The 25,791-nt window shown below is 47.6% G+C and carries 18 protein-coding genes and 1 pseudogene; 12 read left to right on the top strand and 7 right to left on the bottom strand.

The features are described 5' to 3' along the window. The first annotated feature begins 79 nt into the window (after window positions 1-79). Window positions 80-589 (top strand): annotated as a pseudogene (locus tag J4772_RS13885) (N-acetyltransferase family protein). 31 nt (window positions 590-620) lie between these two features. On the opposite strand, the gene J4772_RS13880 reads toward J4772_RS13885, so the two are convergent. Continuing rightward, a complete protein-coding gene (locus J4772_RS13880; protein ID WP_209075667.1) occupies window positions 621-1,106 on the bottom strand; it encodes a hypothetical protein in 486 nt (161 codons plus the stop codon). 542 nt (window positions 1,107-1,648) lie between these two features. Between J4772_RS13880 and J4772_RS13875 the strand changes: the two genes are divergently transcribed. The 8 genes from J4772_RS13875 to J4772_RS37340 all read left to right on the top strand — a co-directional run bounded on the left by J4772_RS13875 (window position 1,649) and on the right by J4772_RS37340 (window position 19,917). Then, a complete protein-coding gene (locus tag J4772_RS13875) occupies window positions 1,649-2,404 on the top strand; it encodes a hypothetical protein (RefSeq protein ID WP_209075666.1) in 756 nt (251 codons plus the stop codon). 108 nt (window positions 2,405-2,512) lie between these two features. Next, window positions 2,513-2,665: a hypothetical protein gene (locus J4772_RS13870; RefSeq protein WP_209075665.1), complete on the top strand. Its 153-nt coding sequence runs from the start codon at window positions 2,513-2,515 to the stop codon at window positions 2,663-2,665. Window positions 2,666-2,719: 54 nt separating this feature from the next. Continuing rightward, window positions 2,720-3,463 (top strand): hypothetical protein, encoded by a 744-nt coding sequence (locus J4772_RS13865; RefSeq protein ID WP_209075664.1) that lies wholly within the window; start codon window positions 2,720-2,722, stop codon window positions 3,461-3,463. A 111-nt stretch (window positions 3,464-3,574) separates the two neighbouring features. After that, entirely contained in the window at window positions 3,575-4,399 is an 825-nt protein-coding gene (locus J4772_RS13860; RefSeq protein ID WP_209075663.1) for an ankyrin repeat domain-containing protein, read from the top strand. Window positions 4,400-5,999: 1,600 nt separating this feature from the next. Next, window positions 6,000-9,866: an RCC1 domain-containing protein gene (locus J4772_RS13855; RefSeq protein ID WP_209075662.1), complete on the top strand. Its 3,867-nt coding sequence runs from the start codon at window positions 6,000-6,002 to the stop codon at window positions 9,864-9,866. 58 nt (window positions 9,867-9,924) lie between these two features. Beyond that, the gene (locus J4772_RS13850) at window positions 9,925-18,210 is read left to right on the top strand and encodes a S8 family serine peptidase (RefSeq protein WP_209075661.1); all 8,286 of its coding nucleotides are present in this window, start codon (window positions 9,925-9,927) and stop codon (window positions 18,208-18,210) included. A gap of 9 nt (window positions 18,211-18,219) precedes the next feature. Then, complete coding sequence (locus J4772_RS13845) at window positions 18,220-18,447, top strand: hypothetical protein (protein WP_209075660.1); 228 nt, start codon at window positions 18,220-18,222, stop codon at window positions 18,445-18,447. Between the two features lie 1,344 nt (window positions 18,448-19,791). Beyond that, on the top strand, window positions 19,792-19,917 hold the full coding sequence (locus tag J4772_RS37340) for a hypothetical protein (RefSeq protein ID WP_256442716.1): 126 nt from the start codon (window positions 19,792-19,794) through the stop codon (window positions 19,915-19,917). Between the two features lie 523 nt (window positions 19,918-20,440). On the opposite strand, the gene J4772_RS13840 is transcribed toward J4772_RS37340, so the two are convergent. The 6 genes from J4772_RS13840 to J4772_RS37335 all read right to left on the bottom strand — a co-directional run bounded on the left by J4772_RS13840 (window position 20,441) and on the right by J4772_RS37335 (window position 23,488). Further along, window positions 20,441-20,785 carry a hypothetical protein gene (locus J4772_RS13840; protein ID WP_209075659.1) on the bottom strand — a complete coding sequence of 115 codons (345 nt, stop codon included), beginning with the start codon at window positions 20,783-20,785 and terminating at the stop codon, window positions 20,441-20,443. Window positions 20,786-20,805: 20 nt separating this feature from the next. Next, complete coding sequence (locus tag J4772_RS13835) at window positions 20,806-21,033, bottom strand: hypothetical protein (protein WP_209075658.1); 228 nt, start codon at window positions 21,031-21,033, stop codon at window positions 20,806-20,808. Window positions 21,034-21,296: 263 nt separating this feature from the next. Continuing rightward, the gene (locus J4772_RS13830) at window positions 21,297-22,493 is read right to left on the bottom strand and encodes an IS110 family RNA-guided transposase (RefSeq protein WP_371822899.1); all 1,197 of its coding nucleotides are present in this window, start codon (window positions 22,491-22,493) and stop codon (window positions 21,297-21,299) included. A 168-nt stretch (window positions 22,494-22,661) separates the two neighbouring features. After that, window positions 22,662-22,985, bottom strand: coding sequence for a hypothetical protein (locus tag J4772_RS13825; protein ID WP_209075656.1), 324 nt, complete (start codon window positions 22,983-22,985; stop codon window positions 22,662-22,664). Continuing rightward, window positions 22,882-23,172: a SymE family type I addiction module toxin gene (locus tag J4772_RS13820; protein ID WP_209075657.1), complete on the bottom strand. Its 291-nt coding sequence runs from the start codon at window positions 23,170-23,172 to the stop codon at window positions 22,882-22,884. Before J4772_RS13820 ends, J4772_RS13825 begins: the two co-directional genes overlap by 104 nt. Before the next feature lie 190 nt (window positions 23,173-23,362). Beyond that, the gene (locus tag J4772_RS37335; protein WP_256442715.1) at window positions 23,363-23,488 is read right to left on the bottom strand and encodes a hypothetical protein; all 126 of its coding nucleotides are present in this window, start codon (window positions 23,486-23,488) and stop codon (window positions 23,363-23,365) included. A gap of 1,409 nt (window positions 23,489-24,897) precedes the next feature. On the opposite strand from J4772_RS37335, the gene J4772_RS37330 reads away from it, so the two are divergent. The 3 genes from J4772_RS37330 to J4772_RS13810 all read left to right on the top strand — a co-directional run bounded on the left by J4772_RS37330 (window position 24,898) and on the right by J4772_RS13810 (window position 25,725). Beyond that, window positions 24,898-25,023: a hypothetical protein gene (locus tag J4772_RS37330; protein WP_256442715.1), complete on the top strand. Its 126-nt coding sequence runs from the start codon at window positions 24,898-24,900 to the stop codon at window positions 25,021-25,023. A gap of 191 nt (window positions 25,024-25,214) precedes the next feature. After that, the gene (locus J4772_RS13815; protein WP_209075657.1) at window positions 25,215-25,505 is read left to right on the top strand and encodes a SymE family type I addiction module toxin; all 291 of its coding nucleotides are present in this window, start codon (window positions 25,215-25,217) and stop codon (window positions 25,503-25,505) included. Then, window positions 25,402-25,725, top strand: coding sequence for a hypothetical protein (locus J4772_RS13810; protein ID WP_209075656.1), 324 nt, complete (start codon window positions 25,402-25,404; stop codon window positions 25,723-25,725). The genes J4772_RS13815 and J4772_RS13810 overlap by 104 nt, the downstream gene beginning before the upstream one ends. Window positions 25,726-25,791: the final 66 nt, after the last annotated feature.

The following is a 25,791-nucleotide window of genomic DNA, read 5'->3' as shown; positions in this document are numbered from 1 at the left end:
TCGCCTAACATAAAATCAGGAATCGCCGAACATGTCGTGAGAAATGATGTGAGTCGGCGTTTCTTTTGCGTTTGGTCAAATCTGGAGGAGCATTCGCTCGGCGATTGCCAACGATGCGGCGGCTTTGTCCGATCTAAGGCTTCAGATCGACGGGGAAACTGAGAATATGGATCGGGAGCGGGGGGAAAACTTTTTGGACTCTTCCGCATTCGAGCGGCTTATTCTGACGGATAGCGAAAGCCCAAGAAATCTATTTCTTGTTGCCGAAGCTGGGGGACGTTTGGTCGGTTTCTCCAGATGCGAGGGCAGTGCCCTTAAGAGACTTGCCCATAAAGTAGATTTCGGGGTATGCGTATTGAAAGACTACTGGGGCTGCGGAATCGGTACAAACTTATTAAAGCAATCGTTGGCGTAGGCCGACGGCCAAGGCGTCGCTAAGGTTGCTTTGCAGGTGCTGGAAACGAACGACAAGGCAATTGCTTTGTACAAGAGGCTCGGTTTCGAGGAGGAAGGCTTGCTGAGAAACGACAAGCTTTTGGGAGACGGACTTTACTATAATACTGTAGTGATGGGACGACTTCGAGGTTAAGCTAGACGCGCGACTGTGGTAGGCTAAGTTGCTAACCTATCAAAATGCCAAGGCGGTTCTCCTTCTGATCTGCAGATGGACGGCCGCCTTGTTTTTCGCGGGAGCGATGGATAGCGGATTCGGTCTTGCCGACATATGATGTCGTAATCCGTTCTTGCAATCCGATCGGTCCCGGAGGGCCGGGAGGACCCTGACTGGTTTGTAAGGCTAGATTGAGATCGATCTGGATCTGCAAAATTTCTCTCTCTAACCTGGAAATAGACGCTTCCGAAAGCTCAAACCGGAGAATGAACGTTTCGACTCGATTGAAAATCTCTTTTAATGCGAGGCTCAGCGCTAGCAATGAGAAATCCTCCGGTTTGGTTTCCGCCAATGTCAATTCTTGCAATGCCGTCCGAATGGGAATGTTAACGCCCAATTCGTCAAATTGCGCTCTCAAAGCGATCAATTCTTTGCGAAGCGCTTTGATCTGCTCACCGTTCAGAGGAGTTAGCCCCTGATGCAGCCGTTGTTCCAAAGCTTCCAGAATCCGCTGTATCCCGCCGAACCGCATTCTGGAGACCCGGATTCTGCGGCGTTTCCGTTTCTTTACGCAGCACACAATTTTTACTTTCTTTTTGCACGCTTTGTGAATTGACGTATGTTTTGTCTTGATGGGCACTTCATCACCGTCCTCCAATTGAATTCAGTTAAAATTCAGGGCATCGTGATGTTTCAGCATAGTATATTGGCATACAACATGAGTTGCTTGGACATCTATCATGCCAGGCGTTCACCTTGCTGAGCTGCACGCGCTGAACAAGCGCTGGAATTGGACAAGCTGCATGCGGAGACGTTTAATTATTTTACGGGGCGGATTTGGGATACCTAAATTTTAAATATAAAACGGGATGTTCTGAAGTGGGAAAGCGTTGTAAAAGTAGTGGTGAAAAGTGGAAACAATAGTACAATGATATAACAGGCTACCGTCACGAAAGACAGTCTGATGACGATCGGGCAGAATAATCCAGTTACAAGTATAGATTAACCAAGCACCCCGATTTAAAGGGAGTTATCCTATTGCGTTATGACCTTGATATTGCTTGCACTTCTTATCTGACACTTCACGAACAAAAACTGCGGATCAAGTCGTTTCTAATAGAGTATTTTGGCACGGTGCGCTTTTCTCTTGTTGAGACAGGTTCATCTATTACAGCCGTAGAGGACGAAACGATTTTGTTTGAATGGGTTAATGCGGGCAGACCGGACCGAACGGCTAAAGAATTGTTTCTTTTTGAATGGACAGAGCAAGAGAGCTGGGGTGGGCATTTCTTATTGAAATGCAGCTTTTTTAACCGTTTGGAAGATAACAGCCGACAGAAGCAATTCGAGAAAATCGTTTTGCAAATCAAAGAGCATTTGGATCATCCCACTTTGACACTCCATATCACCGAAAAAGATAATCTCATCGATGTACGGCAATTTCATCGTCGTGGTGATGGGAATATCGGCTACGGGCTGTACCCTTATGCTGAAGATGAGAAGGGGCATTGGCGGGATAGTTTGGGTATCGGCTTATGGATATATCGCGAGGATTTTCATCTTTTATACGAAGGAATCACGCAGGTATATCCACTTAAGGGGAAAGGTTTTGAGAATTTTGATCATACCGGCATGAATTCCATTAGTAAATCGGAATGGCAAGTGATCCTGGACCATTGGTCTATACTAGCAATCAATAACCCATCCAGCGCTGAATTTATTGATTACGTAGGTCGGTGGGTGGTAGCAACGCTAGAGCATGTGAACGAAATTGCTATCGAAGGGAATTTGTAATTTGCTGTTTTGCGGAGGAATTGTAGTCTATACACAAAAGGGGAGACAATCGTGATAAGGGATCGGGCGACTTGGAATAAACAAACAAGTGAATATAAGGAGGAGCTGTTGCGCGAGTTAAATGCACGCCTGCCTGCCGGTTTCACGTTTCTGAAAATGGAACGCTTCGAGCGGTTCGGGCTTGAGCTGGAAACGGGTATCTTTGTGTATGAAGGCTGCGAATTCGTATATGTGCCCGGTGACCGAGTTACACTCGGATAGGAGCAATGGGCAATCGGACCGGATGAAGAGACGAAAGGAGAGCTTGAGAGCGGCTTGGAGGATTTGAGCAGAGAGCCTGCGGAGTTGGAGCATGTACTACGAGAGCAAATGTCGCCTGTGCGAGAGGCGGACATAGGTCCGTTGTTAATTGAGCGCCAAACCCGCCTTGTTGCCTGGTATGAGGTGGAACTGGATGACTTGGATCCGGAGGAAGACAGCGATGTGCTGGAGGCGCTCGAGCTCGTCAAGTCCTCGAATTACGGCTCCTATGAGCAGCATCAGTCTTTTCGATTGGACAAAGAGGATGGGCGTATCCGCATTTGGTTCTTTGCCGATAGTCCCAGCCAGAAGGCTTGGGCGAAAGATGAACTGCCCGATGGCTTCGATTTGTTAACAGAAGAGGAATGGGAATATGTGTACGGCGGAGGTCGTCGAACGTTATTTCCTTGGGGCGACAGCTTCGACTACCGCATGAAGGTCAGGCACTTCGGAGAACTGAATCCGGAACAGAAAGAGCAGGGCGAACCGGCAGTGAGCGACAGAGCTTTCGATCTGGAGGAGAGTAGCGGCATGGGGCTACAATTCCTTGGCGATCCTTACAAACAGGAGCTGACCGTATCGCCTGAAGGACTCGTGCGCGGTAAAGGCGGGGACGGCGGTGCGCTTATCTGTGGCGGTATGGGCGTCACATGGGGCTATGTTCCTGTCGCTACCTATTATCGCGACCCCTATGAGGAAGAGCTGGAGTGGGAGGACCGTGCCGAATACTTTCATTATCGTCGCATCGTTCGTCTTTAATCAACCATGGAGCTTCGAGAAGTTTTGAGCCTCACGGCGACTGCAACGGAACGGTTAGTGGGTAAGCTGATAGCGATAAATCCGACTTGGGTGTTGAAGGGGTAACTACAGATGACAGAAACGAAAAATAATGAAACCTTGCATCATGCTTGTTATAACCAAAATGTGGATCTGGTGCGGGAGTATGTAAGTAATGCGAAAGCGAATAGTCTAAATAAAAAGCTGACTGATTATTCGAATCCGATAAACGGAACACCATTGCAAATTGCGTGTAGAGTAGGGAATCTGGATATAGTGAAGCTTCTAATCGAAGCAGGTGCAGATAAAGAAATTAAAGATGTCGGAAGACAATCGCCCTTATCAATTGCAATTAGTCACAATTACATAGAGATAACTCGATATTTAATTGAAGCAGGCGCAGATGTCCATTCCAAAGGTCCGAACAATCTGCAGCCGATACATTTTGCATGTGAACGTGGAAATAAAGAAATGATTGAATTACTATTAGCCCAAGGAATCGATATTAATCAACTGGATAGCCTCAAAAGCTCGTTACTTGACTTCACAACAAATCTGTCCGGAGGAAATCTGGAAGCGACAAAAACGCTTATCGAAAATGGAATCGATCAGAAGTATTTTTCTGCAGCGTTTAAATGGGCTTGCTGGAGAAATAATTTGAAAATAGCCGCATATTTGCTTGAGAACGGAGCGGATTACAAGAGTCAAACAACCCCGAAGTCAGAATTGTTGTTCTGGATTTGCGGGTTAGGATACAAAGAAATTGTTGAGCTGTTACTTGGAGTTGGCGTCGACTTTACTATACCGGTTAAATTTAAGGGTAAAATGCGTTCATATAATGGTAGCCCTTTGGAAAGAGCTACTGAAGCGAATCAATCTGAAATTGTAGATATGATTAGTTCTTTTAAGGTACAGTGACAACAAGTTTGACCCGAAAAGAAACCTGATTTATTAAGGTTTTTTTTCGGGGGAATTTTTTTGTCTCAATCTAATGACAAAACTTTGCCCCTGTCGAGGAGATTGTAATATTTCATGATAACTAATCTTGACAATAGAAAGCTAGAATATGATTATTGGATTTTAATTGAAATGGACCCCCAGATTATTAGATATTGCGAAAGACCAATGAAAATCGAATACTCTTATTTCGGAAAGCCTGATAAGTCACTGATCGATATGTGGGTGCAGAAAACTACTGGCGAAGAATTTGTTAATCTTACTTACTACAATTAAATTGATCCCCACAATAAAGAATTGAGTACCAGCATTCTTGAGAAAGTGAATTCTATTAAGTTGTGGGCGAAGCAGCATAATCATGAATTTGTGGTAAGGACGGATAAAGATATTTATTAGAACTCGATTTTACTAGATAACTTGAAGAGTTTACTTCCTTACAACTATGGTCTGAGTTCAATTAATTATGAATTGAAAGAAAAATTAATGGATCAGATCAACAATGGGACTTATAACATAGGACAACTTTTTACCTGTTAAACGATGTTTGATTTGGGATAATGCGACTGATATTATTTGGGGATTCCGTGCTTTTATCCCACAAAAGAGAGTATCAATTTATTGGATGATCGTTAGGCCAGTAACAACTAATCGCGAGATACCCTACGCTATTGGATGAGGCAGTTCGTAATAGTAGCTCAGGGGCAATAGTAGCGAGAGAGAGTAAAACATTCCGCTCCGATGCCAGAGAACAAGAACATACATCGATTAAAAGCCGCTAGTATCGCGGCTTTTTTTGTTTTGGCAATTTAAGTTCTTATCCAAAGCGAAAGACAAGAACTTACATTGTTTGTAGCGAACATTCGTCACACCGCCACCAGATGCGAAAGAAATGCTAGGGTAGTTACCAATTATTGTCGATATTGCGCGTAGCTGGTGATGCCTAGCACCCCAGTCCCCCCTCCTGATGCGCCGCCCAAAGGCTTCCAACAACTACCGGCAAACTGCATTCCCCTAGCCGATCGAATCGTTCACTTTTGTGAGCAGTCTATCCCGGGAATTTCCCCCTTTCAAGCTATAGATTTCGTTCAGCGTATTTTGTTCCAAGCGAGTAGATTGTCTTGTCCACACATCAACACGGACGTAGCATGCTTCTGATAATAAGCAATCAGTTCATGGAGAGAATGCACGGGGACATCTGCATGAAGCTGCTATAAATAGCGATTAAGACCTTTCTTAAATATTCGTAGGAGATTACGTCGTTGTTCCACGGATGTTATTACAAATAAAGTTCAACAGCATCGATGACTGTGGCACCTTACTCCCGCAGAATATCGATTGCGTCGTTCATAATGACTATTCTTTCTTCGGCCAACTCGCGTAAAACAATTTTTACCGATTCCCGATACTCTACAAATTGTGGAATGGTATGACTGTATTACTAACGTCGTATTCTTGAGGAGCCTTCGGATGACTCCATTGAGTCAAATGTTAAGTGATTGTTAAGAGGTCCCAGATATAATCTGTATATTTCACAAAATAACATAATTAAGGAGTTAATTTAATGATTAAGAAAATGTCGGGTTTATTGGCATTATGCTTCAGTCTAGTGGGGGTGTATTTAAGTCCTTTTCCTATTATGTCTGTCAAAGCAAATAATGTTTCTACGATTCCAACTGAAGTCTTTGCTCAGTCAACTGCCAACGATTTAACACTTGAACTGTCTATTCAAACTGAATCTATCGTAGCAGGTTATAATTCGACATTCCTTATATTGGGGAATCAAATCATGGTATGGGGAAGCAACGCCTTTGGCGAGTTAGGGCTGGGTGATAGAACCGAGCGATTAAGTCCAACTCATTTGTCCGGGCTGACAGGGATTAAACAACTTGCTTCAGGTTACAGTCACACTTTAGCTCTGATGAAAGATGGAACGGTAAAATCATGGGGAAATAATGATTACGGACAGCTAGGCCTAGGGGATCGTACAATTCGAACAAGTCCAACAAATATGCTTGGGCTCAACGGTGTAAAACAACTATCGACAGGAAATGGTCATACACTTGCATTGCTGGAAAACGGAACGGTTGTGACTTGGGGTAAAAACGATAAAGGTCAATTGGGACTAGGGGATACAACAGAGCGGTTAGTCCCTACGGGTATACTGGAACTTCAAGGAGTTAAAGAGATTGCTGCAGGAGATAGCCATTCGCTCGCATTAATGGAAGATGGCACTGTGAAGGTATGGGGATTGTTTGGCGGCTCGAAACCGTCCGTTGTACAGGGGCTTACTGGAGTTAAACAGCTTGCTGCAGCGGGAAATCACACACTAGCTTTATTAACAGATGGAACGCTTAAAACATGGGGACATAACGAAAGCGGACAATTAGGGTTGGGTGATAAATTAAACCGTACAACCCCGACAACCGTTCCGGGATTGTATTCCATTAAGTATATAGGTGCCGGAATTAATCATTCGGTGGCTATTTCAAATTACGGCGATATGTTTACCTGGGGAGGAAATAATTTTGGTCAATTAGGACTTGGGGATAGAACAGAACGGCTAGCTCCGGCCTATCAGCAATTCCGTGGAGTAAAACAACTCGGTGTTGGGCTTTCTCATGTGGTTGCATTGTTGGATGACGGAACTTTGAAGGTATGGGGAGACAATCAATTCGGTCAATTGGGATTAGGCGACAAAATGATTCGAGTTGCTCCTACGCTTGAACTTTTTGGGGGGAAAGCGCTGGACGCTATCTATCCAAGCGTATTCATAAAAGGAGCAGTCGGCAGCAGTTTATCCATTCGTTATTACATCGATGATGAATCAGAACCAAGGGAACAGAGAACAGCTTATTTGTCTAACGGTACGGTAATGGTTGATTTTCATCCGATTGCAAAATCGACGTTATACGAGGTTCAACACACATATCGGGTGGTCGTGAATAATCATTCTCAAAACTTAGAGAAATCAATGACCTTTAAAGCGGGAGAAAAATCTATGTTAACAACCCTCACCGTTAATAGTACAACAAGCAGTATAGAGGTTCGGGCTGAAGATATAGACCCTACATCTCTTTATCCGTTTGATTACAAAACATATAGTCTTTCACTAGGTTACACCAGTTCTAGTTCATTTGTTTCTACACCTTTTAATCAATATTCATTAATAAATCAAAGCTTTTCCGGTCTTACTCCAAACACAAAATATTTTGTTAAATTTCACATTAAAAATAATTCTGGAAATAATCAGCCGATTTTCCAAGAAGCCTACACACTTGCAGTTGCTCCAACACTCAATGTACTGCAGATTAGCGGTCAAGCGCCTATTCTGGTAGTAAACGACAATAATCCGGCTATAACTCAATATCAAATTACTTCTGGAAATCAATATCTTAACGCAGAAGGGAAGTTGGTCAACCAGCCAGTCAACTTAACGCTCCCTAATAAAAAGTTCTCTTTATCCAAGATAAAAACGAATAGATCGCAATACTTCAAAGTTCGTGCGATAAATCAAGAAGGCGTCGCAACCGCATGGTCATCTACTGCTCTCTTAGGTACAACGGTAACTCCACCTGCAGTTCCAAAGAACATAAAATCTCAACCGGGAAACGAGTATATTACTATAACTTGGTCACCCGTATCCGAGGCTACTGCTTATGAAATTGAGATAGACAACGGGGAAACTCCGATCAACGTCGGTAGAACGCTTAACTACAAACATCTGTCGCTTTTACCGAATACGTTACATCAATATCGCATTCGAGCAGTCAAAGACGGTGCGCCGGGCGCATGGAGCGCTCCCATCGTTCAACGCACACTCATGCTGGCACCGCTCTACCCGACGAATATTGTGCTTGCAGCAACAGCTAAAACGGTGAACTTAACGTGGGAAGCTGTGCCCGGAGCATTAAGCTATGAAGTCGAATGGGATGGACAAGTCTTTGCGACGGGAAAGCAGGCGACGTTCAGACAAACAAATTTGCCTATCGCCAGTCGACATACCTATCGCGTTCGCGCGCTAAATACAGGTGGAACTAGTCCATGGAGCATCACCCAAATTATTAGTACAACGAGCGAGCTACCGTCGACTCCTGTTGCTAATATACCGGTTGTTGCAGACAGATCCGTACATTTAAGTTGGGAGCCCGTTCTGGATGCGCTATCCTATGAGGTCGAAGCGGATGGTGCTGTCGTGAGCTTAAGCGAGTTAACAACGGCGGGTTTTACAGGGCTTGCCCCAGGATCCGCTCATCAATATCGGATACGTGCCGTGAACGAGTTAGGTGCGGGCTCGTGGAGTTCTCCTATCAACATCGAGACTTATGTACTTGCGACACCTAGTGTGTTGACCGAGCAACTATCGGATACTTCTATATCCTTGGGTTGGGGCCCTGTTAAAGATGCGATTTTTTATGAAGTCGAAACCGATGGGCACATTAGCGTAACTTCGTCTGTATATGCCAAGAGTATCCATACACCTGAGACAACACATACGTTCCGAATTCGGGCGATAGGAACTTCTGGAAATAGTGCCTGGACCGAGCCGATTGTGCTGTCCACCTTACCCGAGAAGCCGGCGGTTCCACTGAACGTCACAGCGACGGCATCCAAGAACCAAGTCTATCTGCATTGGAGCGAGGTTGCTGGGGCACTTGGCTACGACGTGGAACTTGACGGCGTAGTTGTTGTCGACAATTTTACGGAGACTACGTATGTAGACACCTTATTAGATCCGTTCTCTCAACATCAGTATCGGATTCGGGCACGTACCGACGCGATGGAAGGGGATTGGAGCGAGTTCGTTGTGCTGCGTACATTACCTGATCGACCAGGCATTCCAAACTCCATTGCCGTTACTTCCACAGCCAACATCGTGACGTTATCCTGGACGGCTGAACCATCCGCTACGAAATACGAAGTAGAAGTAGATGGTCAAGTGTTCGATAACGGAAAGAAAACCATGTATAAGCATCGTCGCGTGGCGCAAGGAACCGAGCATAAATATCGGATACGAACCACAAATGTTAGCGGCGTAGGGGCTTGGAGCGGCATGATTATTAACAACACACTGGTTGCACGCTTAACCAAATCGGTTACAGTAGATATGGGCATGGTCGGCAAAGATATCATGGACTTTAGTCGGTATACGTTAAAGGTAACCTACGATCCTAACGCCATCGAGATTGTGGATCTCTCTACGTTGACGGGAACAAGGGAGCTGACCACGGGGCGGATTGGAAATACGGATGTTATCGTTACATCGTTTCGACCCGGTGAAATTATTTATGTTTCTGATAAAGCCATCTCGCCAGATGAATCATGGACAGGCGTCATTAATAGCCTGCAAATGCGTGCCAAAGTATCGGGAGGCTCCTCCATCACTTACAGTGTCATTGAAATACCGGAAGAGGCCGCTGTTCAGCCTTGATTTGATGTTTTTCTGGATAAATAAACTGCATTTATCTTATTAATCATTGGAGGATTCCATGGGCACAACCATTCGATTCATAGCGAAAGTCATTGTGTTTTTCTTCATCTCGACTACCTTCTTATTTGAATATAGCGTGTTCGCAGCACAGTACCAGGACGTAAAGGAAGCGCCAAGGCACAAAACTGAATTGATTGTCAAATACAAAAACGGCGCTAAAAGCCAGGCTGTTCATACGGGAATCAAGACGAAGCTGAGGTTAGGAAAACTGGAATCGAAGCATAAGTCCAATAATAATCGTCTTGAAGTACTACAAATTGCCGAGGGAGACAGTCTCGATAGGACGATAGCCGAGCTAAAGAAAGATCCCAACGTAGAATATGCCCAGCCTAACTATTTACTTCATGCCAGCGCAATTCCTCAAGACGCTCTATTCAATGAGCAGTGGGGATTGCGAAACGAGGGTCAAAGTATTGGTTACCAGAAAGGGGTTGCCGGAATTGACATCAACATCGCTCCCGTTTGGGATCAAACGCTGGGAGAACGATCCGTCCTTGTCGGTATACTCGATACGGGGATCGATATTAACCATCCGGATTTAGCTGCCAGCCTGTACACCAATACCGCAGAAGTTCCGGGGAACGGCATCGATGATGACGGAAACGGTTACGTCGACGACGTTCATGGTTATGATTTTGCAAGCGGGGATGCCTCAGTATACGATAGTGCCTCCGATGACAAGCATGGCACACACGTTGCCGGAATTATTGCAGCACAAGCCAATACTAGCGGTATTCGAGGTGTAGCGCCGGGAGTGAGCCTGCTTCCGCTTAAATTCATGAAAAACGGTTCGGGTTATACATCGGATGCGATTGAAGCGATTGAATATGCGAAAAGCATGGGCGTGAACATTCTGAACGCTAGCTTTGGCGGTCCCGACTATAATCCTGCGCTTAAAGAGGCACTAGCACAAAGCGAAATGCTTGTCGTCGCAGCCGCCGGCAACCATGGTATGAGCGTAGACGAAAATCCGATCTACCCGGCATCTTTCCGATTGCCGAATCTACTGTCCGTAACGGCAATTGACAATCAGGGAAAGTTAGCCCCATTTGCCGGATACGGTTCAACAGTCGATGTCGCGGCGCCGGGTATGGGGATCTTGAGCACGTTACCAGGGGAAGCTTATGGCAATCAAAGCGGGACAAGCATGGCCGCCCCGTTCGTTTCCGGAATTGCGGCACTTGTCAAAAGCGAGTATCCGGATTTGACGAGTGAACAGATCGCGGGACGAATTAAAAGTACGACAACCACAGCACCGAACTTAAGCGGTAAAGTCGTAACAAAAGGATGGGTAAGCGCGTCGAATGCTTTAACCGGTGAGGTGACGGAGCCTACAAGCCAGCCGCAGCCGTCGAACGAAAATAACGAGCAAACTGCCGGTAATGGCGGCATGGTGGTCACGTTAGCCGCAGAAGTGTCTCCTACGCTATTAGAGCAGATTCATTATGGCGAAGAAGGGGTTAACGCCGCGACAGGGAATTACGGAAAATCCGTCACGGATCTTAGCGTCGAAGCGCCAGGATTTATGGTCAATATTAGCCGGTCTTATAATTCCAAAGACGATCGCCCTTCTAGCTCGATGGGGCGAGGTTGGACGTTCGGGTTCGAAGGAAGCGTTAAAGACGACACGACGAATCCGACAGGGCTTAAAGTCGTCAAGCTACCGAACGGCGGAGCGCAAGTATTCGTGAAAAACGCGGACGGTACGTACACCCCCAATGATTCTCACAGTGTCCTCGTGAAGCTCGCGGACAATACGCACACGCTCACAACGAAAGACCAATATATGTACGGTTTTAATGCGGCAGGTTATTTGAATTGGATGCAGGATCGTAATGGCAACAGAGTCAACATTTCAACCGATGCCAACGGAAAGGTAACAAAAATAACTGATACCGTCGGCCGTGTCTTTAATGTTGGTTACAATACGAACGGTTTTCTCAATACGGTTACGGACCCGATCGGTCGCGTAGTTAAATACGATTACGATGCCCAAAATCGATTGAAAAAGGTCACGGATCCATCCGGATTAGTAATCGCGAACTACAACTATGATATTTCCAATTATATGACAGGTGTTCTCAATGGGACTAATAACCTGCTTGAGAGCATTACCTATAATCATGCGGCAGGTGCGGACCAGCATAAAGTTACGCAAACAACCAACGCATTTGGTAACGTCATGTTGTACGCCTACGATAACGCCAATCGCATAACGACGATCAAAGATCTAGTAGGGCTTTCGACTATTAAGGGGTATGACACAGCAGGCTATGTCATTTCTTCGCAAGACCCCGAAGGCCGAATATCGAAAGCGGACTATTATCTGGATGCGAACGGATACAACAAATTTGGCGAAGAAAAAAACGTAACGGATCGCAACGGGAATAAAACGCAGTACGAAAGAGACGGAAACGGAAACATTACGAAACAAATCAATCCAGACAATACGTTTAAGACGTATCTTTATGACAGCAAAAATAATTTGATTATGGAGCAAGACGAGCTCGGCAAGAGAATCGAATACATCTACGATTCCAATAAAATCCGATTGCTGAAAAAAGTCCAACCGCTTAATGGCACCGATGTCTATAGCGAAGGCGCAAATGCGGATGCATTCGCTGTAACATCTTACGAGTATTATTCGGATACGGAAGCAGAGCAACTGGGCTACAAGGCAAAAGGACTTTTACATGCGGAAACGGATCCGGAAGGCGGAAGAACCACCTATACTTATGACGTAGATAGCAACAAAAAAACGGTGACGGATGCGGCGGGCGATAAGACTTCTTATGAATATAACGGTATTGGCTGGCTGATGGCCGTCGTATCGCCATTGGGTTATCAAACGAACTACACATATGACAAATTAGGACGATTAGTCAAGACCGTGGATGACGGCGGGGAAACGAAATTTACGGAATATGATACGTTAGGGCGTGTCATTCAGTCCGTTTTACCCAATCTATATAAGCATGAGGAAGATGCGACTAACGATTCTACTCCATCCTATGTGTATAAGAATAACAATGTAGGAAACCGATTTGTTTATGAATCGAACGGCCTCATGAAGACCAAGACGGATGCCCTGGGCTATGTTACGCAATACAGCTATGACGTATATGGCAATTTGATCAGTGAAACGAAGCCCAATGGAGCTGTCTATCTGTATCAGTACGACGTGATGCAGCGGCTGAAGCGAACGCAGTTTAAGGCCGATGTGAGTGCCGTTCCGATCACGCTCGATTCGACGTCGTACAAAGTATTAACTGGCGGATTTACACAGAAGGTTCAAATCACTTACATTAGCGATACCGAAACGGCTGTAACGACAGTTACTTATGACAATTTAGGCCGAGAAAAAAGCGAATTGCGTCCGGACGGCACAGAAGTTTCCACTGAGCATTACGCAAACGGCACGGTAAAATCGACAAAAGATGCTCGAGGAAATAGCACTTACTTTCGTTATGATGGGCTGAATCGGCTAACGGAAAGTTGGTTGCCGTTTGAAAGTGGCAAATACATGTACAAGAGTACGACATATGATCGGGCCGACCGCAATGTGATGGAGCAAACGGGCAAGGACCTTGTTCCGCTCTACGGCATGCTCAGTGGCGATCGAGTGATGTGGAGTAAAACAAGCTATACGTCGGACGGACTCGTCGCGGAGAGTACGAATAGCGCGGGCGGAAAGCGTCTGTTCCAGTATGATGAAGAGGGGCGTCTGACACGAGAGGACGTTTATGCTTCCGTAGATGAATCAATCATTACGGAATACAAGTATGACCATCGCGTTGACCCGATTGAGAGCAAGAAACATGTTCGTACCGGGGATCTCGTTGGAAATGATTTTAATGACGATAGCGATACGATCCTGCTAACTACCTTTACATTTGATTCCGAAGACAATCTACTTTCGCGGACTACACCCGATGGCGTAACCACGAATTTGAAATACGATCTTGTTGGAAACCTTCTTCAGACGACAACAGAAGGACTTGATGAGAACGGATTGCCAACGGAAATCATGTCATCCAATACTTACGATTGGGCGGGTAAACCACTAACGAGTACGGATGCTAACGGCAATGTAACCACCTTTGTCTATGATGAACAAGGCCGTTTAACTAAACAAACGGATGCGCTTGCCGGGACGACGGCATACGGCTACGATCGTGTTGGACGAAGAACCATGCAAGTATCTCCAGGGAATTATGTAGTCAGCGACAGTCGTACGGAATATATGTACGATAAAATGGGGCGCGTGCTGCTGATAAAAGAGTTGTTCAAGGAAAAAAAAGTCGCCCCAGTCACATATGCATGGATGGATACGCCAACCGAGCTCGTGACAAGAGCATATCTTTATGATGAGAATGGCAATGTCGTGAAGGAGTTGGACGGAGAAGGCTATTTATCAGGCACGGGGAAAACCGTTCAGGCCCGCATCCAAAGCGGATATGGGACGGAAACGACATACAATGCCGCTAATCTGCCGGTTTCAGTTAAAGATGCCGTCAGTGCAGAACGTGGTTTGAAGTGGACATTAAAAAATCTGTATGACGGTGCGGGGAGACAGATTGGCGTAATTGATGCGAACGGGGTCGTTAAAGGATCTCGATATGACGATACAGGTCGAGTCATCGCGCAAACTGTCCGCGCTTCCCTGAACGCGGCAGAGAAAGTAATGAAGTCGAGCGTCTATGACCGAGCCGGTAGAGTCGTCAGCGAAACGGATGGAAACGGAAATATCACAACAATAACGTACAATGCATTCGGTCAGACCCGTACCACCAATGAGCCGGGCGACGATACCATCGCAGCTTATTCGACGATGAATCAATATGACGTCATGGGTCGAAAGGCGAGAAGCGAAGATTCCGAAGGAGCCGTTACGTTAACTGCATATGACCCGCAAGGGAAAGAAATAAGCAAAACGAAGCAACTGAAAGACGGTTCCCAAGCGATAACCACGTCTGTCCGTTACGACAAAAATGGCAATGCTCGTTTTATGATAGACGGCAACGGAAAAGTGACCGAAAAAAGTTACGATACCCTCAACAGGCTGTCGAGCACGAAGGTTTCGGTTACCGATGTTGCAGGTGCTACAACGCAGCAAATGATTTCATATGGCTATGACAAGAACGGCAACAAACTATGGGAACAGAACTGGTTAGGTAATCGGCAGACGTATACATACGATGAGCGCAATCGATTGGTCGCCAAGACCGATTCGGCGAATGTTATGGTACAGAAGCTGGTATACAACGCAAATGACGCTCAAATTGCGACGTTTGACGCGCTGAACCGCCTGACGAAGTATACGTTCGACCGCAACAATCGACAGCTTTCCGTCACGGATGCCGACAACCATACCACTTCGCAGTCCTATAACAATGTGGGGCTGAAAGAGAGCCAAACGGATGGACTAGGCAATACGACGCGTTATACGTATGATGATCTTGGCCAATTGGCTTCAGTCGTGAATGCGCTCGGCGAAACGACGTCCTACACCTACGACGGGAATGGAAACATGCTGACCCAGAAGGACGGCCGTGGAAAGGTCACAAGTTACGAATACAACATCGCGAACAAACAAACGAAACGGATCGATCATGGCGGAAGAACAGGCAAAGCCGGAAGCTACCAATACGACCTTGCCAAAGTCGAAAGCTATTCGTATAACGGCAGCGGCCAGATGAAAATCAAACTGGATCGGAATGGAAATACGACGACCTACCTGTACGATGTTCACAATCGCCTGGTTTCCCAAACCGTCACAGGTTCGGGTCTTGCGGCTAAGGATAATCAGATCTCCTATACGTACGATAATAATGGCAACCAGCTCAGCATGCGGGATGGGACGGGGACGACAAGTCGTACGTATGACGAACTGAACCGGGTCATTACGAAGTCCGTTCCCGGCATGGGGACAAGTACCGTTTTACTCGATCAAACGGCGGATCTTCAAACAGGGTATGTCTCTGAAGTGACAACCGATCCGAAAGGGAACATTACAACCAAGTTATACGATAAAACGAATCGTCTATACGAATTGAAAGACGGCAATACGCTTCAGGCATCATACTCCTATTATGCAGATGGCAGCCAGCAACAGGTCACCTATGCGAACGGCGCTAAGGAAGTGTATACGTATTATCCAAACAATCTGCTGCAAACCTTGGAAAACTATCATGGTACGACAAAGCTGGATACGTACACCTATACTTACGACCTGGCCAACAACCAAAAAACGAAGTCGGAGACGGTGAATGGCGTTGTCAAAGGAGTAACCTCATTCAGCTACGACGCGTTAAATCGTTTGCAAATCGTAACTGAACCAAACGGGAAAAAGACAGAATATGCGTTCGACCCGTCAGGGAACCGTCTTAGCGAGAAGACAACGCAAGATACTGTGGATACGATCATTTCCTACAACTATAACGATCAGAATCGGTTGATGGGTACGGTAGAAGTGAAGTTGAGCGGGGAAACGCAGCAGGTCAACTATGCATATGACAACAACGGGAATATGATCAACAAGTCTACGGAAATCCGAAAAAAAATTGACCCTGAAAATCCGCCTTCACCAACATTCGGGTTATTTATTTACGGGCAACCTAATCCAAATCCGCGAATTGCCGACGTGCTTGAAGGTGTCGCGCGTTACGAGTACAATGGCTTTAACCAGTTGGTTAAAATGTCAACTGGCAACAGCGGCGCCTCTTATCAATACAACGGAGACGGCTTGCGCGTGAAGAAAACTGTAGATGGCGTATCGACAGCCTACCTGTACGAGTACGACAAAGTCGTCATGGAGACCGATGGTAAAGGCAAACAGACTGCGCGCAATCTTTATGGACTTAATCTAGTCTCACGCACGATGGAATTGGAAACCTACTTTTATTTGTATAACGGTCATTCGGATGTAACGGCGCTCATTTCGTCTTCCGGTATGGTTGCGTCGACCTATGAATACGATGCGTTTGGCAACCTCAAGAACAAGACGGGGACCGTAAACAATCCAATCCGTTATGCGGGATACCAGTATGATGAGGAAAGCAAGTTTTATTATCTTAATGCCCGTTACTATGATCCGAAGCTTGCACGTTTCTTAACGGAAGATACGTACCGGGGACAAGCGAATGATCCGTTATCGCTTAATTTGTATACGTATGTGCACAATGAACCGATCATGTATTGGGACCCGACGGGGTATGCTGAAGTTAAACTTAGACAGTTGGCGGGTGCATCAGGAGGTAGTATTAAATATGACTCAAAAACTAAGACAGCAAGCGTAACATTAGCTCCAGGATATACTGTGAGTTTTAATGCGAATACAAAAGGAGTATCAATAAAAGATGGCCATTTTGTAATTGATAATAAGCTATTCGATCAGAAAATGACCGGATCTCAGACATCTAAAGTAATTCCGACAGCTTCACAAACGCAAACTATTAAGGCTAAAGTAGATTCTGCTGTGCTTGGAAATCAGGTAGCAGTTTCGACAAACATTACAAAGACAGTCACCGTAACACAAACTTTAAGTACAAGCAGTAAGCCAGTTGATTATATTCCACGGGTTATTCAGACCACAACTGTTCGAGATACAACCGTAGTATTTAATAAAGATACGGATCGAATTGTGAGCGTGTCTGCGGATAAAGCCATACCAGATTATCTAAAACCGGAGAATTCAGGCTTAACAAAGGCCCAAGCAGTACTTACAGCAGTTGCGCTCATTGACAATTCCATCTCAACAAAGGAAAGAAAGGAATTAGAATTACCAACAAATGCTACAGCAGTATTTGAATTGAGTCATAAGGCCGCTCAACAAGGGATGTCTCTTGCACAGGCTAACGCTGTTTACAACCAAATATATGGACCGAATCTTACAGAAATAGTTGCTCTTGGAGCTTTAGGAAAAGTAACTGCTGGCAGTCGAGTTTCAGCGCCGGTGGAAATTACAACTAGATCTACTACTAAGAGTGCGGGGAATGCAGGGAGACAAACTGCAAAAACAAACTTAGGCAACGAAATTGATATTACGCCTTCTACTACGCATACGACTACAACCAAAAATCCTGGATTAAAAGGGGAGCCTAATTCAAGCGTAGACATCGTTGATGCTAACGGTCAGATTAAGACACGTCGGTACTTCGGGCCAGATGGAAAAGCAACAAGAGATGTAGATATGACGAATCATGGGAATCCAAAGCAGCATCCAGAAGCCCCACATGAGCATACGTTTGAATACAATCCTGATGGTTCACTGAAGTCACGATAGGAGGGGCACATGGATTATAGTGAGTTGATGCAACTAGTAAGCTGTGGAATGGAATACAATTTCTATGTTGAAACTGAAGAGTACTGGATAAGCCATAACGAGAATGGATATTATCTAACAAGAGTAAGAGACAGTCACTCCCAGGAGTTTAGAACAGCCGGAGATTTGTTTGAGAATGGTCGAATTAATGGAAAATCTCTTTTAGAGCTATGGGATGATATAAAAGAGTATTTCTAAGCAATAAAGCGTCTCCTAGCCCATCGCTGACAACGTCGAGACGGGAAGCCGACCAATAGGCCGCGCTTCCCGTTCACACCCTGCCGCCAGAGGCTGGAAAGGCCAGCAGGCGCGTTCAGTGAGCCTGCCTGACGGCGAACCGCTCTGCTGCTTCAATGTCTTGCAGGCCAAGCCCCCGGCTGCCGCCCGCAACAATTTACCGCTAGCCAACGCATAGCCGCTAGCGTCACCGCCCTCCGCTCCCCGGCCTCTCCTTTCCTTCTTGGGGATTGTGCTGCTGAAGAAGAGAACGTGCCGGGGCATGGATGCAGAACTTTCAATTTGGTTTACCGGAAGCGGTCGCCGACAGTCACGCCAATCGGTGGACATGAAGAACAACCGAATAACCTGTGAACGAAAGTCAGGACTTATTTTCCGCTATCCTAACTTGCCTGTTGCTGCCTTCGGCCAGCATATTCGGGAATGAGAAGGATAGCGGGCAATAAGCCTGTGCGTTTTGATTGGGAAGATTCGGCTTCTTCATGCCCCTTGAACGGCAACAGGACGAATAACCTATGAACGGAAGTCAGGACTTATTTTCGCTATCTCGAATTTTCCTGTGCGCTGCTTCGGCAGCGTGATCGGGACAAGGAAAGATAGCGGCAATAAGTCCTTTTCGTTCTGTTCGGGAGAAGGATTCGTCCTGTTTTCGTTCAACACCGATTGGCGTTCCTGGCGACATGGTTATGGTAAACCGTCATTGAAAGCTGAACATCCATTGCGGCACGGGCTTTAGGATCAACACCATCATCCGACACCCCCCCAAAAGTGCCAATGGTTTTTACAAACCCTCTCCCCCAACAGGCGTGCCTTCCTCTTTTCGAATCGGGATACTTCATGCCCGGAATGGCTTGTTCTTCTTGCTTCTTCTTTTGAGCGGTTAAACCGCTTGCCCTCCTTTCGATTCAGTAACTTCCTGATAATCTTGTCCTTCAAAGCGATTTTTCTATTTCCCGGATGGCTGCAAATCGGAGTTGAACGAAGATTGGAATATCTGTATTGCAGAAACCGGAAGGCAGCTTGTTTAGGCGGCGTCTAGGATATAGCGCGGGCGGCGTCTTCACTTATTCGCATGGATGCGGATGCTTTGGGAGCCGAATAAGTGAAGAGGGTTGGCGGGATTTTGATTTTGCGGTGGATGGCGGAGGTAAACAAGCCGGCGGTTTCTTTTTCAGATGGATATTCCAGTTCGTTCAACTGATTTGTAGAGGAGGGGGGTCATAGGCAAGGGCGCTTGAACGACAAGAATCAGGAAGGGAAGGAGTCGAAAGGCGGGCAAGCCGTTTAACCAGAAGATGAAGAAGCATGAAGAACAAGAGCCATCGGGGCATGATCGTATCCTATCTCAAAGCGGAAGGCACGAAGGGCGGGGGAATCGGGTTTGCAAAGGAACCGTTGGCATTTGGGGAATTTTGGACGATGAAGGGTTGATCCTAAAGCCAAGAGGCGGGGGAGTGGCTCAATCCCTAGGAAGGAAAGGCGAAGCCGTGGAGCGGCTGGCGGTGACGCTAGCGGCTATGCGTTGGCTAGCGGGTTGTTGCGGGCGGCAGTCGGGGGCTTGGCCAGCGCTGTTGGAAATAACAGTGCAGGGAACACGCCCGGAAGGCGGCAGATCGGCCGTCTTCCGGGCGTACTCGATGTGCTGGCTCTGGCCGCTTGTAGCAGGCTGTGAGCGGCCTGTTGGGCGGCTTCACCGTCAGCGACAAGCTAGACCTGCTATGTTGCTAATCACATAGGCTAGAGGGCTGTAACCGCTTCTGCAAAAAAGTCTACCAGTAAGCCCTTTGTTCGACTATGCAGCCGCATACAACCGAAATAGAGAAATCTTTATAGAGGTCTTACACGGGCTAGATGTGTTATTTGTTGAATGATGGGTTCATTCGGCACTGGGTAGCCCCGCCAAAAAAGAACCTTGAAAGGCACAAAGCCAATCAAGGTCAAGTCGAAATAATAATTAAGACACAATAAAATCTTCTATTGGCATTATATTTCCACTATCATCATCTATATAGATGCCACGCGGGAAATTTTCTTGAGACAATATTTGTTTCATCAATTTTTCATTCGTATACGTCATCATTATAAATTGAGGGTTTGGAAAAGGAATTCGTTTTATATCATCTTCCTCATAATCATTCATGATATCTTCCGCATTTTCATAAAAAACATGATCGTGACCGTAATCTACAACAATTCTATTCTCAGTAAGACTAGTGGATTTATTCTGACCATAATGTTGTAGATTACGAATTTGATTAAGATTAAAGCATTCACTGCCAATTAGAATTATCCATTGCACGTAACATTCTCCCTTCTGTATTATCTACCAACATGATTAATTAAGTCCGCTTCACTTGTAAACACTTGGAATCCTTCTTTTTGAAGCCCTTTTACAACAGCGGAATTCGAACGCTGATCGGGTAAATAAACAATAACTTCTTTATTCGTACTTGAGGCGGTATTTATTGCTTGTCGCGTCGCACCTTTTCCGCCACCTTGTTTAACTTGAATTATCGCGTTATCAAGTTCAATATCATAATCTGTCAATGGTGTTCCATCTGCTCTATACACTTTCTTATTTACATCAACGACTTTACCAGGATATCTTGCTTCAATTGCATTAGCAGTTTCAGCTACATATTTGTCGGTTGAAGTAAACGTCCTAACATTACCTGCACTCTCTGCTTAAAGCCTTTCAAAAACAAGCTGTCCCGACCTCGTTTCAGAAGCTTTTTGAAAAACGAGGGGGTCGAATTTCGTTTTTCCATTTTTTTGAGCGGCTGATACCAGTTTATCATAGCAGCATCCGCTCAGTCTTCGTGCTTCTCGTAGGGAACATAGGCCGTCTTGTTCTTCATCATGCCGTAGATCACGTTCACCGCCCGCCGCATCACGCACACCAACGCTTGCGGCTTCGTCTTGCCTTCTTGCACTTTGCGGTCGAAGTAGTCGCGGAACACCGGATGACGCGCCTTGCCGCCTTTGGATATGACGACGAGTTGCACGGCTAGGAAGTAGAAGATGCCGTGAAGCTCGCGATTGCCCTGCCTGCTCCGCTGTTCTTTGCCCTTGCCTGCCGTGCTGAACCAGACCGGAGCAACGCCGGAGAACCGCGCCAGCTTGTCGGCTTTCGGGAAGCGGTTAATGTCCCCGATTTCCGAAGTGAGCCGAGCGGCGGTAATCAGGTTAATGCCGGGCATCGTCTCCAATTGGTAGCCGGTAAGCGGCAGCAACTTACGCAGTTCGTCGTCTACAGCGTCCCGTTGTTCGCCGGTATGGCGCAGTTCCTTGACGATGTTGGACGTAATGAAATCGCGCTCCGTCTGGAAGTCGCGGCTTAGGTGTCCGTCCTGTTTCACCAATTCAAGTATCTGCTCCGCTTTGCGAGTCGAACAGGCGTTGCGGCTTGCTTCCCGCAGCTTCGCAGCCAGCGATTCCGCCGTTTCCGCCCACAGCTTGCTAGGCGAAGGGTAGCTCTCCCAGAAGGTGAGTGCTGCCTTGCCGTCAAGCTCGCTGAAAAATTTGCGGTAGCTCGAATAGCTGCTCGTCAGTTGGGCGTGCAGTTGGTTTTGCAGGATGGAATACCGTTTGGACAGCGAGTCCCGGCGTTTGACGAACTGCCGGATCGTCCAGAAGATGTCCGGCTGGTCAGCGTCCGGTAGCTTGTCCAGCATATCGCGCAAGATACGGGCGATGCAGTAAGCGTCATAGTCGTCGTTCTTATGCACCGTCGGGGCGCTTAACCGAACGGCATGGGTGTACGCCGGGTTCACGGTCTTGACGGTATACTTGTGTCCAACCAAAAGCTTGCCGCACATCGCTTTCACTTTGAGAACGAACGAATCGAAGGCGTTTGGGCGGTTTTCGAACGTGATATGACCCAAGTCGTTCATCCAACAGTCGATAACGACGGCGGTATGTGTCTCTTTGTGCATGTCGATGCCGACATACGCCGTATTGCGTTTGTCGTAAATAGTTCCACGCTCCTTTGTATGCGTCCTCCCCAGACCTGCCGGCAATCTCAGCTTATGAACGTTAGCCTCGCGGCTCGCAAGAGTGCGACAACCTATCCAGACTTGGGGCGACCGTCTGCAAGGGCAAAAGCCCTCACGTATCCCGCCTGCCGCGCAGGAAAGATACGTCAATGCTTTTGCGGCAGGGGTGAGCCGGAAGGCTCACCCTTGCTTCATCTTCCATACGCGCGTCCATCCCCGGGGAACAAGCGTCTCGTCCGTGAACGCCTTGGCGTTGTAGCGCGAACGCACCTGACGGCTGCGAATGCTCTCGATGACGACCTTGCCCGGACGAACGATAATCTTCTTAATCCAGCCGCCGGTAAGGCGCTTCTCCCATACTTCCGTCGCGCAGTTGGCGAAGTACAGCCGCAGTGCCGCTTCAATAACGGCGTTCGCGCCGTCCAGTTCGTCCTGCTCTGCCTTCTCCTTCGCCAGCGCGAGTAAGTCCCGGTCGATGTTCGTCGTATACTTGACCCTTGCCATGTGAATCGTCTCCTTCCAGCAGTCGAATCGTCAGTTCGCCGGGCTTCTCGACAATCTCCACCCGGCTTCCGGCGGCGAAGCCCAGCGCCTCCAACCACTTGCCCTGCACCCGAATGAACGGCGCTTCGACATCCTGATACTGCGCGTTCCGGTATAGGAACGCCCGCGATACGGTTAATTGGCGCATACAATCTTCTCCCCTCGAATGAGGGAACGGCAGGGAGCGCAGGATGAAGCCTACACACCCGGCATGGTATAATAAGGCCAAGTTGCGGTGGCAGCCGAATGGCTGCGCGTGTAGGTAGCCCAATTACCTGCATGAGCCGGCAAGTGGTGGAACACTTGCCGGTCACGGCAACTCCTTGCTATTCCCCGTATTAGAACAGCAGGCGGTACAATGCGGCGATGCCGTGCCAAGCGGTGCCGACTATGACGACCGCCGCCAAGATGCTGCCGACCGCGCGGCCTATGCCGCTCTCCTCCAACACACGCACCCAGTACATCCGCATTCCTCCTCTGCTCTCATGTCCGGCCGTTTGTACCGCCTTGATTCGGATTTGTCAACGATTGATTTCCGGTTCGGGATTGCTGCTTCGAAGCGGATCGTGCCGGTCATGTATGCATAACTTTCAATTGGATTTACCGGAAGTAGTCGCCGAAAGTCACGCCAATCGGTGGGCATGAAGAAGAACCGAAGAGCCTGTGAACGAAGATCAGGGCTTATTCTCCGCTATCCTGATTTCCCTGTCGCTGCCTGTGGGCAGCGTGATCGGAAGAAGGGAGGATAACGGGCAATAAGCCCTGTACGTTCTAATCGGGAAAGGATTCGGCTTCTTCATGCCTCTTGAACGACAACAAGACGAATAACCTATGAACGGAAGTCAGGACTTATTTTCGCTATCTCAAATTTCCTGTTCGCTGCTACGGCAGCGTGATCGGGAGAAGGGGGAGATAGCGGCAATAAGTCCTGTTCGTTCTGTTCGGGAGAAGGATTCGTCCTGTTTTCGTTCAACACCGATTGGCGTTCCTGGCGACATAGGTTTGGTAAATCGGCATTGAAAGCTGAACATCCATTAACGGCACGGGCTTTAGGATCAACGCCATCGTCCAACGCCGCCCCAAAGCGGCCAATGGTTGGGACAACCCCGGTTCCCCTAATCGCTTCGCGCCTTTCTCTTGCCGAAGGAGGATACTTTCATGCCGGATGGCTTGTTCTTCTTGCTTCTTCTTTTGCGGGTAACACCGCTTGCCCTTCTTTCGATTTTCTAACTTCCTGACGGACTTGTATGGTGAAGCGGTCTGTAATGGATCTCCCCAAGAATCTGCCAATTGCGGCTGAACGAATGCTGGAATATCGGGTTCGAAGAAACCGGAGGTCGGCTTGTTTAGGCGGTGTTTAGGAGAGTGAGAGGTTGGCGTCTTCACTTATTCTGCATGGATGCGGTTGCAAGGAAGCGGAATAAGTGAAGAGGTTTTGACGGGACTTTGATCGTATGGTGGATGGCAGAGGTAAACAAGCCGACGGTTTCTTTGGGGAGGCGATATTCCAGTTCGTTCAACCTCCTTTGCAGACGAGGAAGGGGAGATTCGGAAACAGGCCGCTTTGCTACACAAGTGTCAGAAAGGAAAGAGAATCGAAAGGCGGGCAAGCCGTTAACCGGAGGATGAAGAAGCATCGAAGAACAGAAGCCATCCGGCATGAGACGTATCCAGTCTCCAAGCGAAAGGCACGAAGAGCGAGGGAACCGGGCTTGTCCCAAAACTATTGACCGTTGGGGCGTCTTGAACGATGAGTGCTGATCCTAAAGCCAGTATTCGAAGAGGCGGCAATCCCAAACCGGAAATCAATCGTTGACAAATCCGAATCAAGGCGGTGTTTAGGCCGTGACATGAGAGCAGAGGAGGAATGCGGATGTACTGGGTGCGTGTGTTGGAGGAGAGCGGCATAGGCCGCGCGGTCGGCAGCATCTTGGCGGCGGTCGTCATAGTCGGCACCGCTTGGCACGGCATCGCCGCATTGTACCGCCTGCTGTTCTAATACGGGGAATACGCAAGGAGTTGCCGTGACCGGCAAGTGTTCCACCACTTGCCGGCTCATGCAGGTAATTGGGCTACCTACACGCGCAGCCATTCGGCTGCCACCGCAACTTGGCCTTATTATACCATGCCGGGTGTGTAGGCTTCATCCTGCGCTCCCTGCCGTTCCCTCATTCGAGGGGAGAAGATTGTATGCGCCAATTAACCGTATCGCGGGCGTTCCTATACCGGAACGCGCAGTATCAGGATGTCGAAGCGCCGTTCATTCGGGTGCAGGGCAAGTGGTTGGAGGCGCTGGGCTTCGCCGCCGGAAGCCGGGTGGAGATTGTCGAGAAGCCCGGCGAACTGACGATTCGACTGCTGGAAGGAGACGATTCACATGGCAAGGGTCAAGTATACGACGAACATCGACCGGGACTTACTCGCGCTGGCGAAGGAGAAGGCAGAGCAGGACGAACTGGACGGCGCGAACGCCGTTATTGAAGCGGCACTGCGGCTGTACTTCGCCAACTGCGCGACGGAAGTATGGGAGAAGCGCCTTACCGGCGGCTGGATTAAGAAGATTATCGTTCGTCCGGGCAAGGTCGTCATCGAGAGCATTCGCAGCCGTCAGGTGCGTTCGCGCTACAACGCCAAGGCGTTCACGGACGAGACGCTTGTTCCCCGGGGATGGACGCGCGTATGGAAGATGAAGCAAGGGTGAGCCTTCCGGCTCACCCCTGCCGCAAAAGCATTGACGTATCTTTCCTGCGCGGCAGGCGGGATACGT

The sequence above is a fragment of the Cohnella sp. LGH genome, assembly GCF_017671885.1.
GTDB lineage: Bacteria > Bacillota > Bacilli > Paenibacillales > Paenibacillaceae > Cohnella > Cohnella phaseoli.
The sequence above is the reverse complement of the archived record's forward strand: the minus strand, read 5'-3'. Positions and strand labels throughout refer to the sequence as shown.

Bases quoted from the DNA above. Each gene is read 5' to 3' on its own strand.
- J4772_RS13860 (WP_209075663.1), top strand. From the start codon at position 3,575: ATGACAGAAACGAAAAATAATGAAACCTTGCATCATGCTTGTTATAAC.
- J4772_RS13855 (WP_209075662.1), top strand. From the start codon at position 6,000: ATGATTAAGAAAATGTCGGGTTTATTGGCATTATGCTTCAGTCTAGTG.
- J4772_RS13850 (WP_209075661.1), top strand. From the start codon at position 9,925: ATGGGCACAACCATTCGATTCATAGCGAAAGTCATTGTGTTTTTCTTC.
- J4772_RS13845 (WP_209075660.1), top strand. From the start codon at position 18,220: ATGGATTATAGTGAGTTGATGCAACTAGTAAGCTGTGGAATGGAATAC.
- J4772_RS37340 (WP_256442716.1), top strand. From the start codon at position 19,792: ATGAAGAACAAGAGCCATCGGGGCATGATCGTATCCTATCTCAAAGCG.
- J4772_RS13825 (WP_209075656.1), bottom strand. From the start codon at position 22,985: ATGGCAAGGGTCAAGTATACGACGAACATCGACCGGGACTTACTCGCG.
- J4772_RS13820 (WP_209075657.1), bottom strand. From the start codon at position 23,172: ATGCGCCAATTAACCGTATCGCGGGCGTTCCTATACCGGAACGCGCAG.
- J4772_RS37335 (WP_256442715.1), bottom strand. From the start codon at position 23,488: ATGTACTGGGTGCGTGTGTTGGAGGAGAGCGGCATAGGCCGCGCGGTC.
- J4772_RS37330 (WP_256442715.1), top strand. From the start codon at position 24,898: ATGTACTGGGTGCGTGTGTTGGAGGAGAGCGGCATAGGCCGCGCGGTC.
- J4772_RS13815 (WP_209075657.1), top strand. From the start codon at position 25,215: ATGCGCCAATTAACCGTATCGCGGGCGTTCCTATACCGGAACGCGCAG.
- J4772_RS13810 (WP_209075656.1), top strand. From the start codon at position 25,402: ATGGCAAGGGTCAAGTATACGACGAACATCGACCGGGACTTACTCGCG.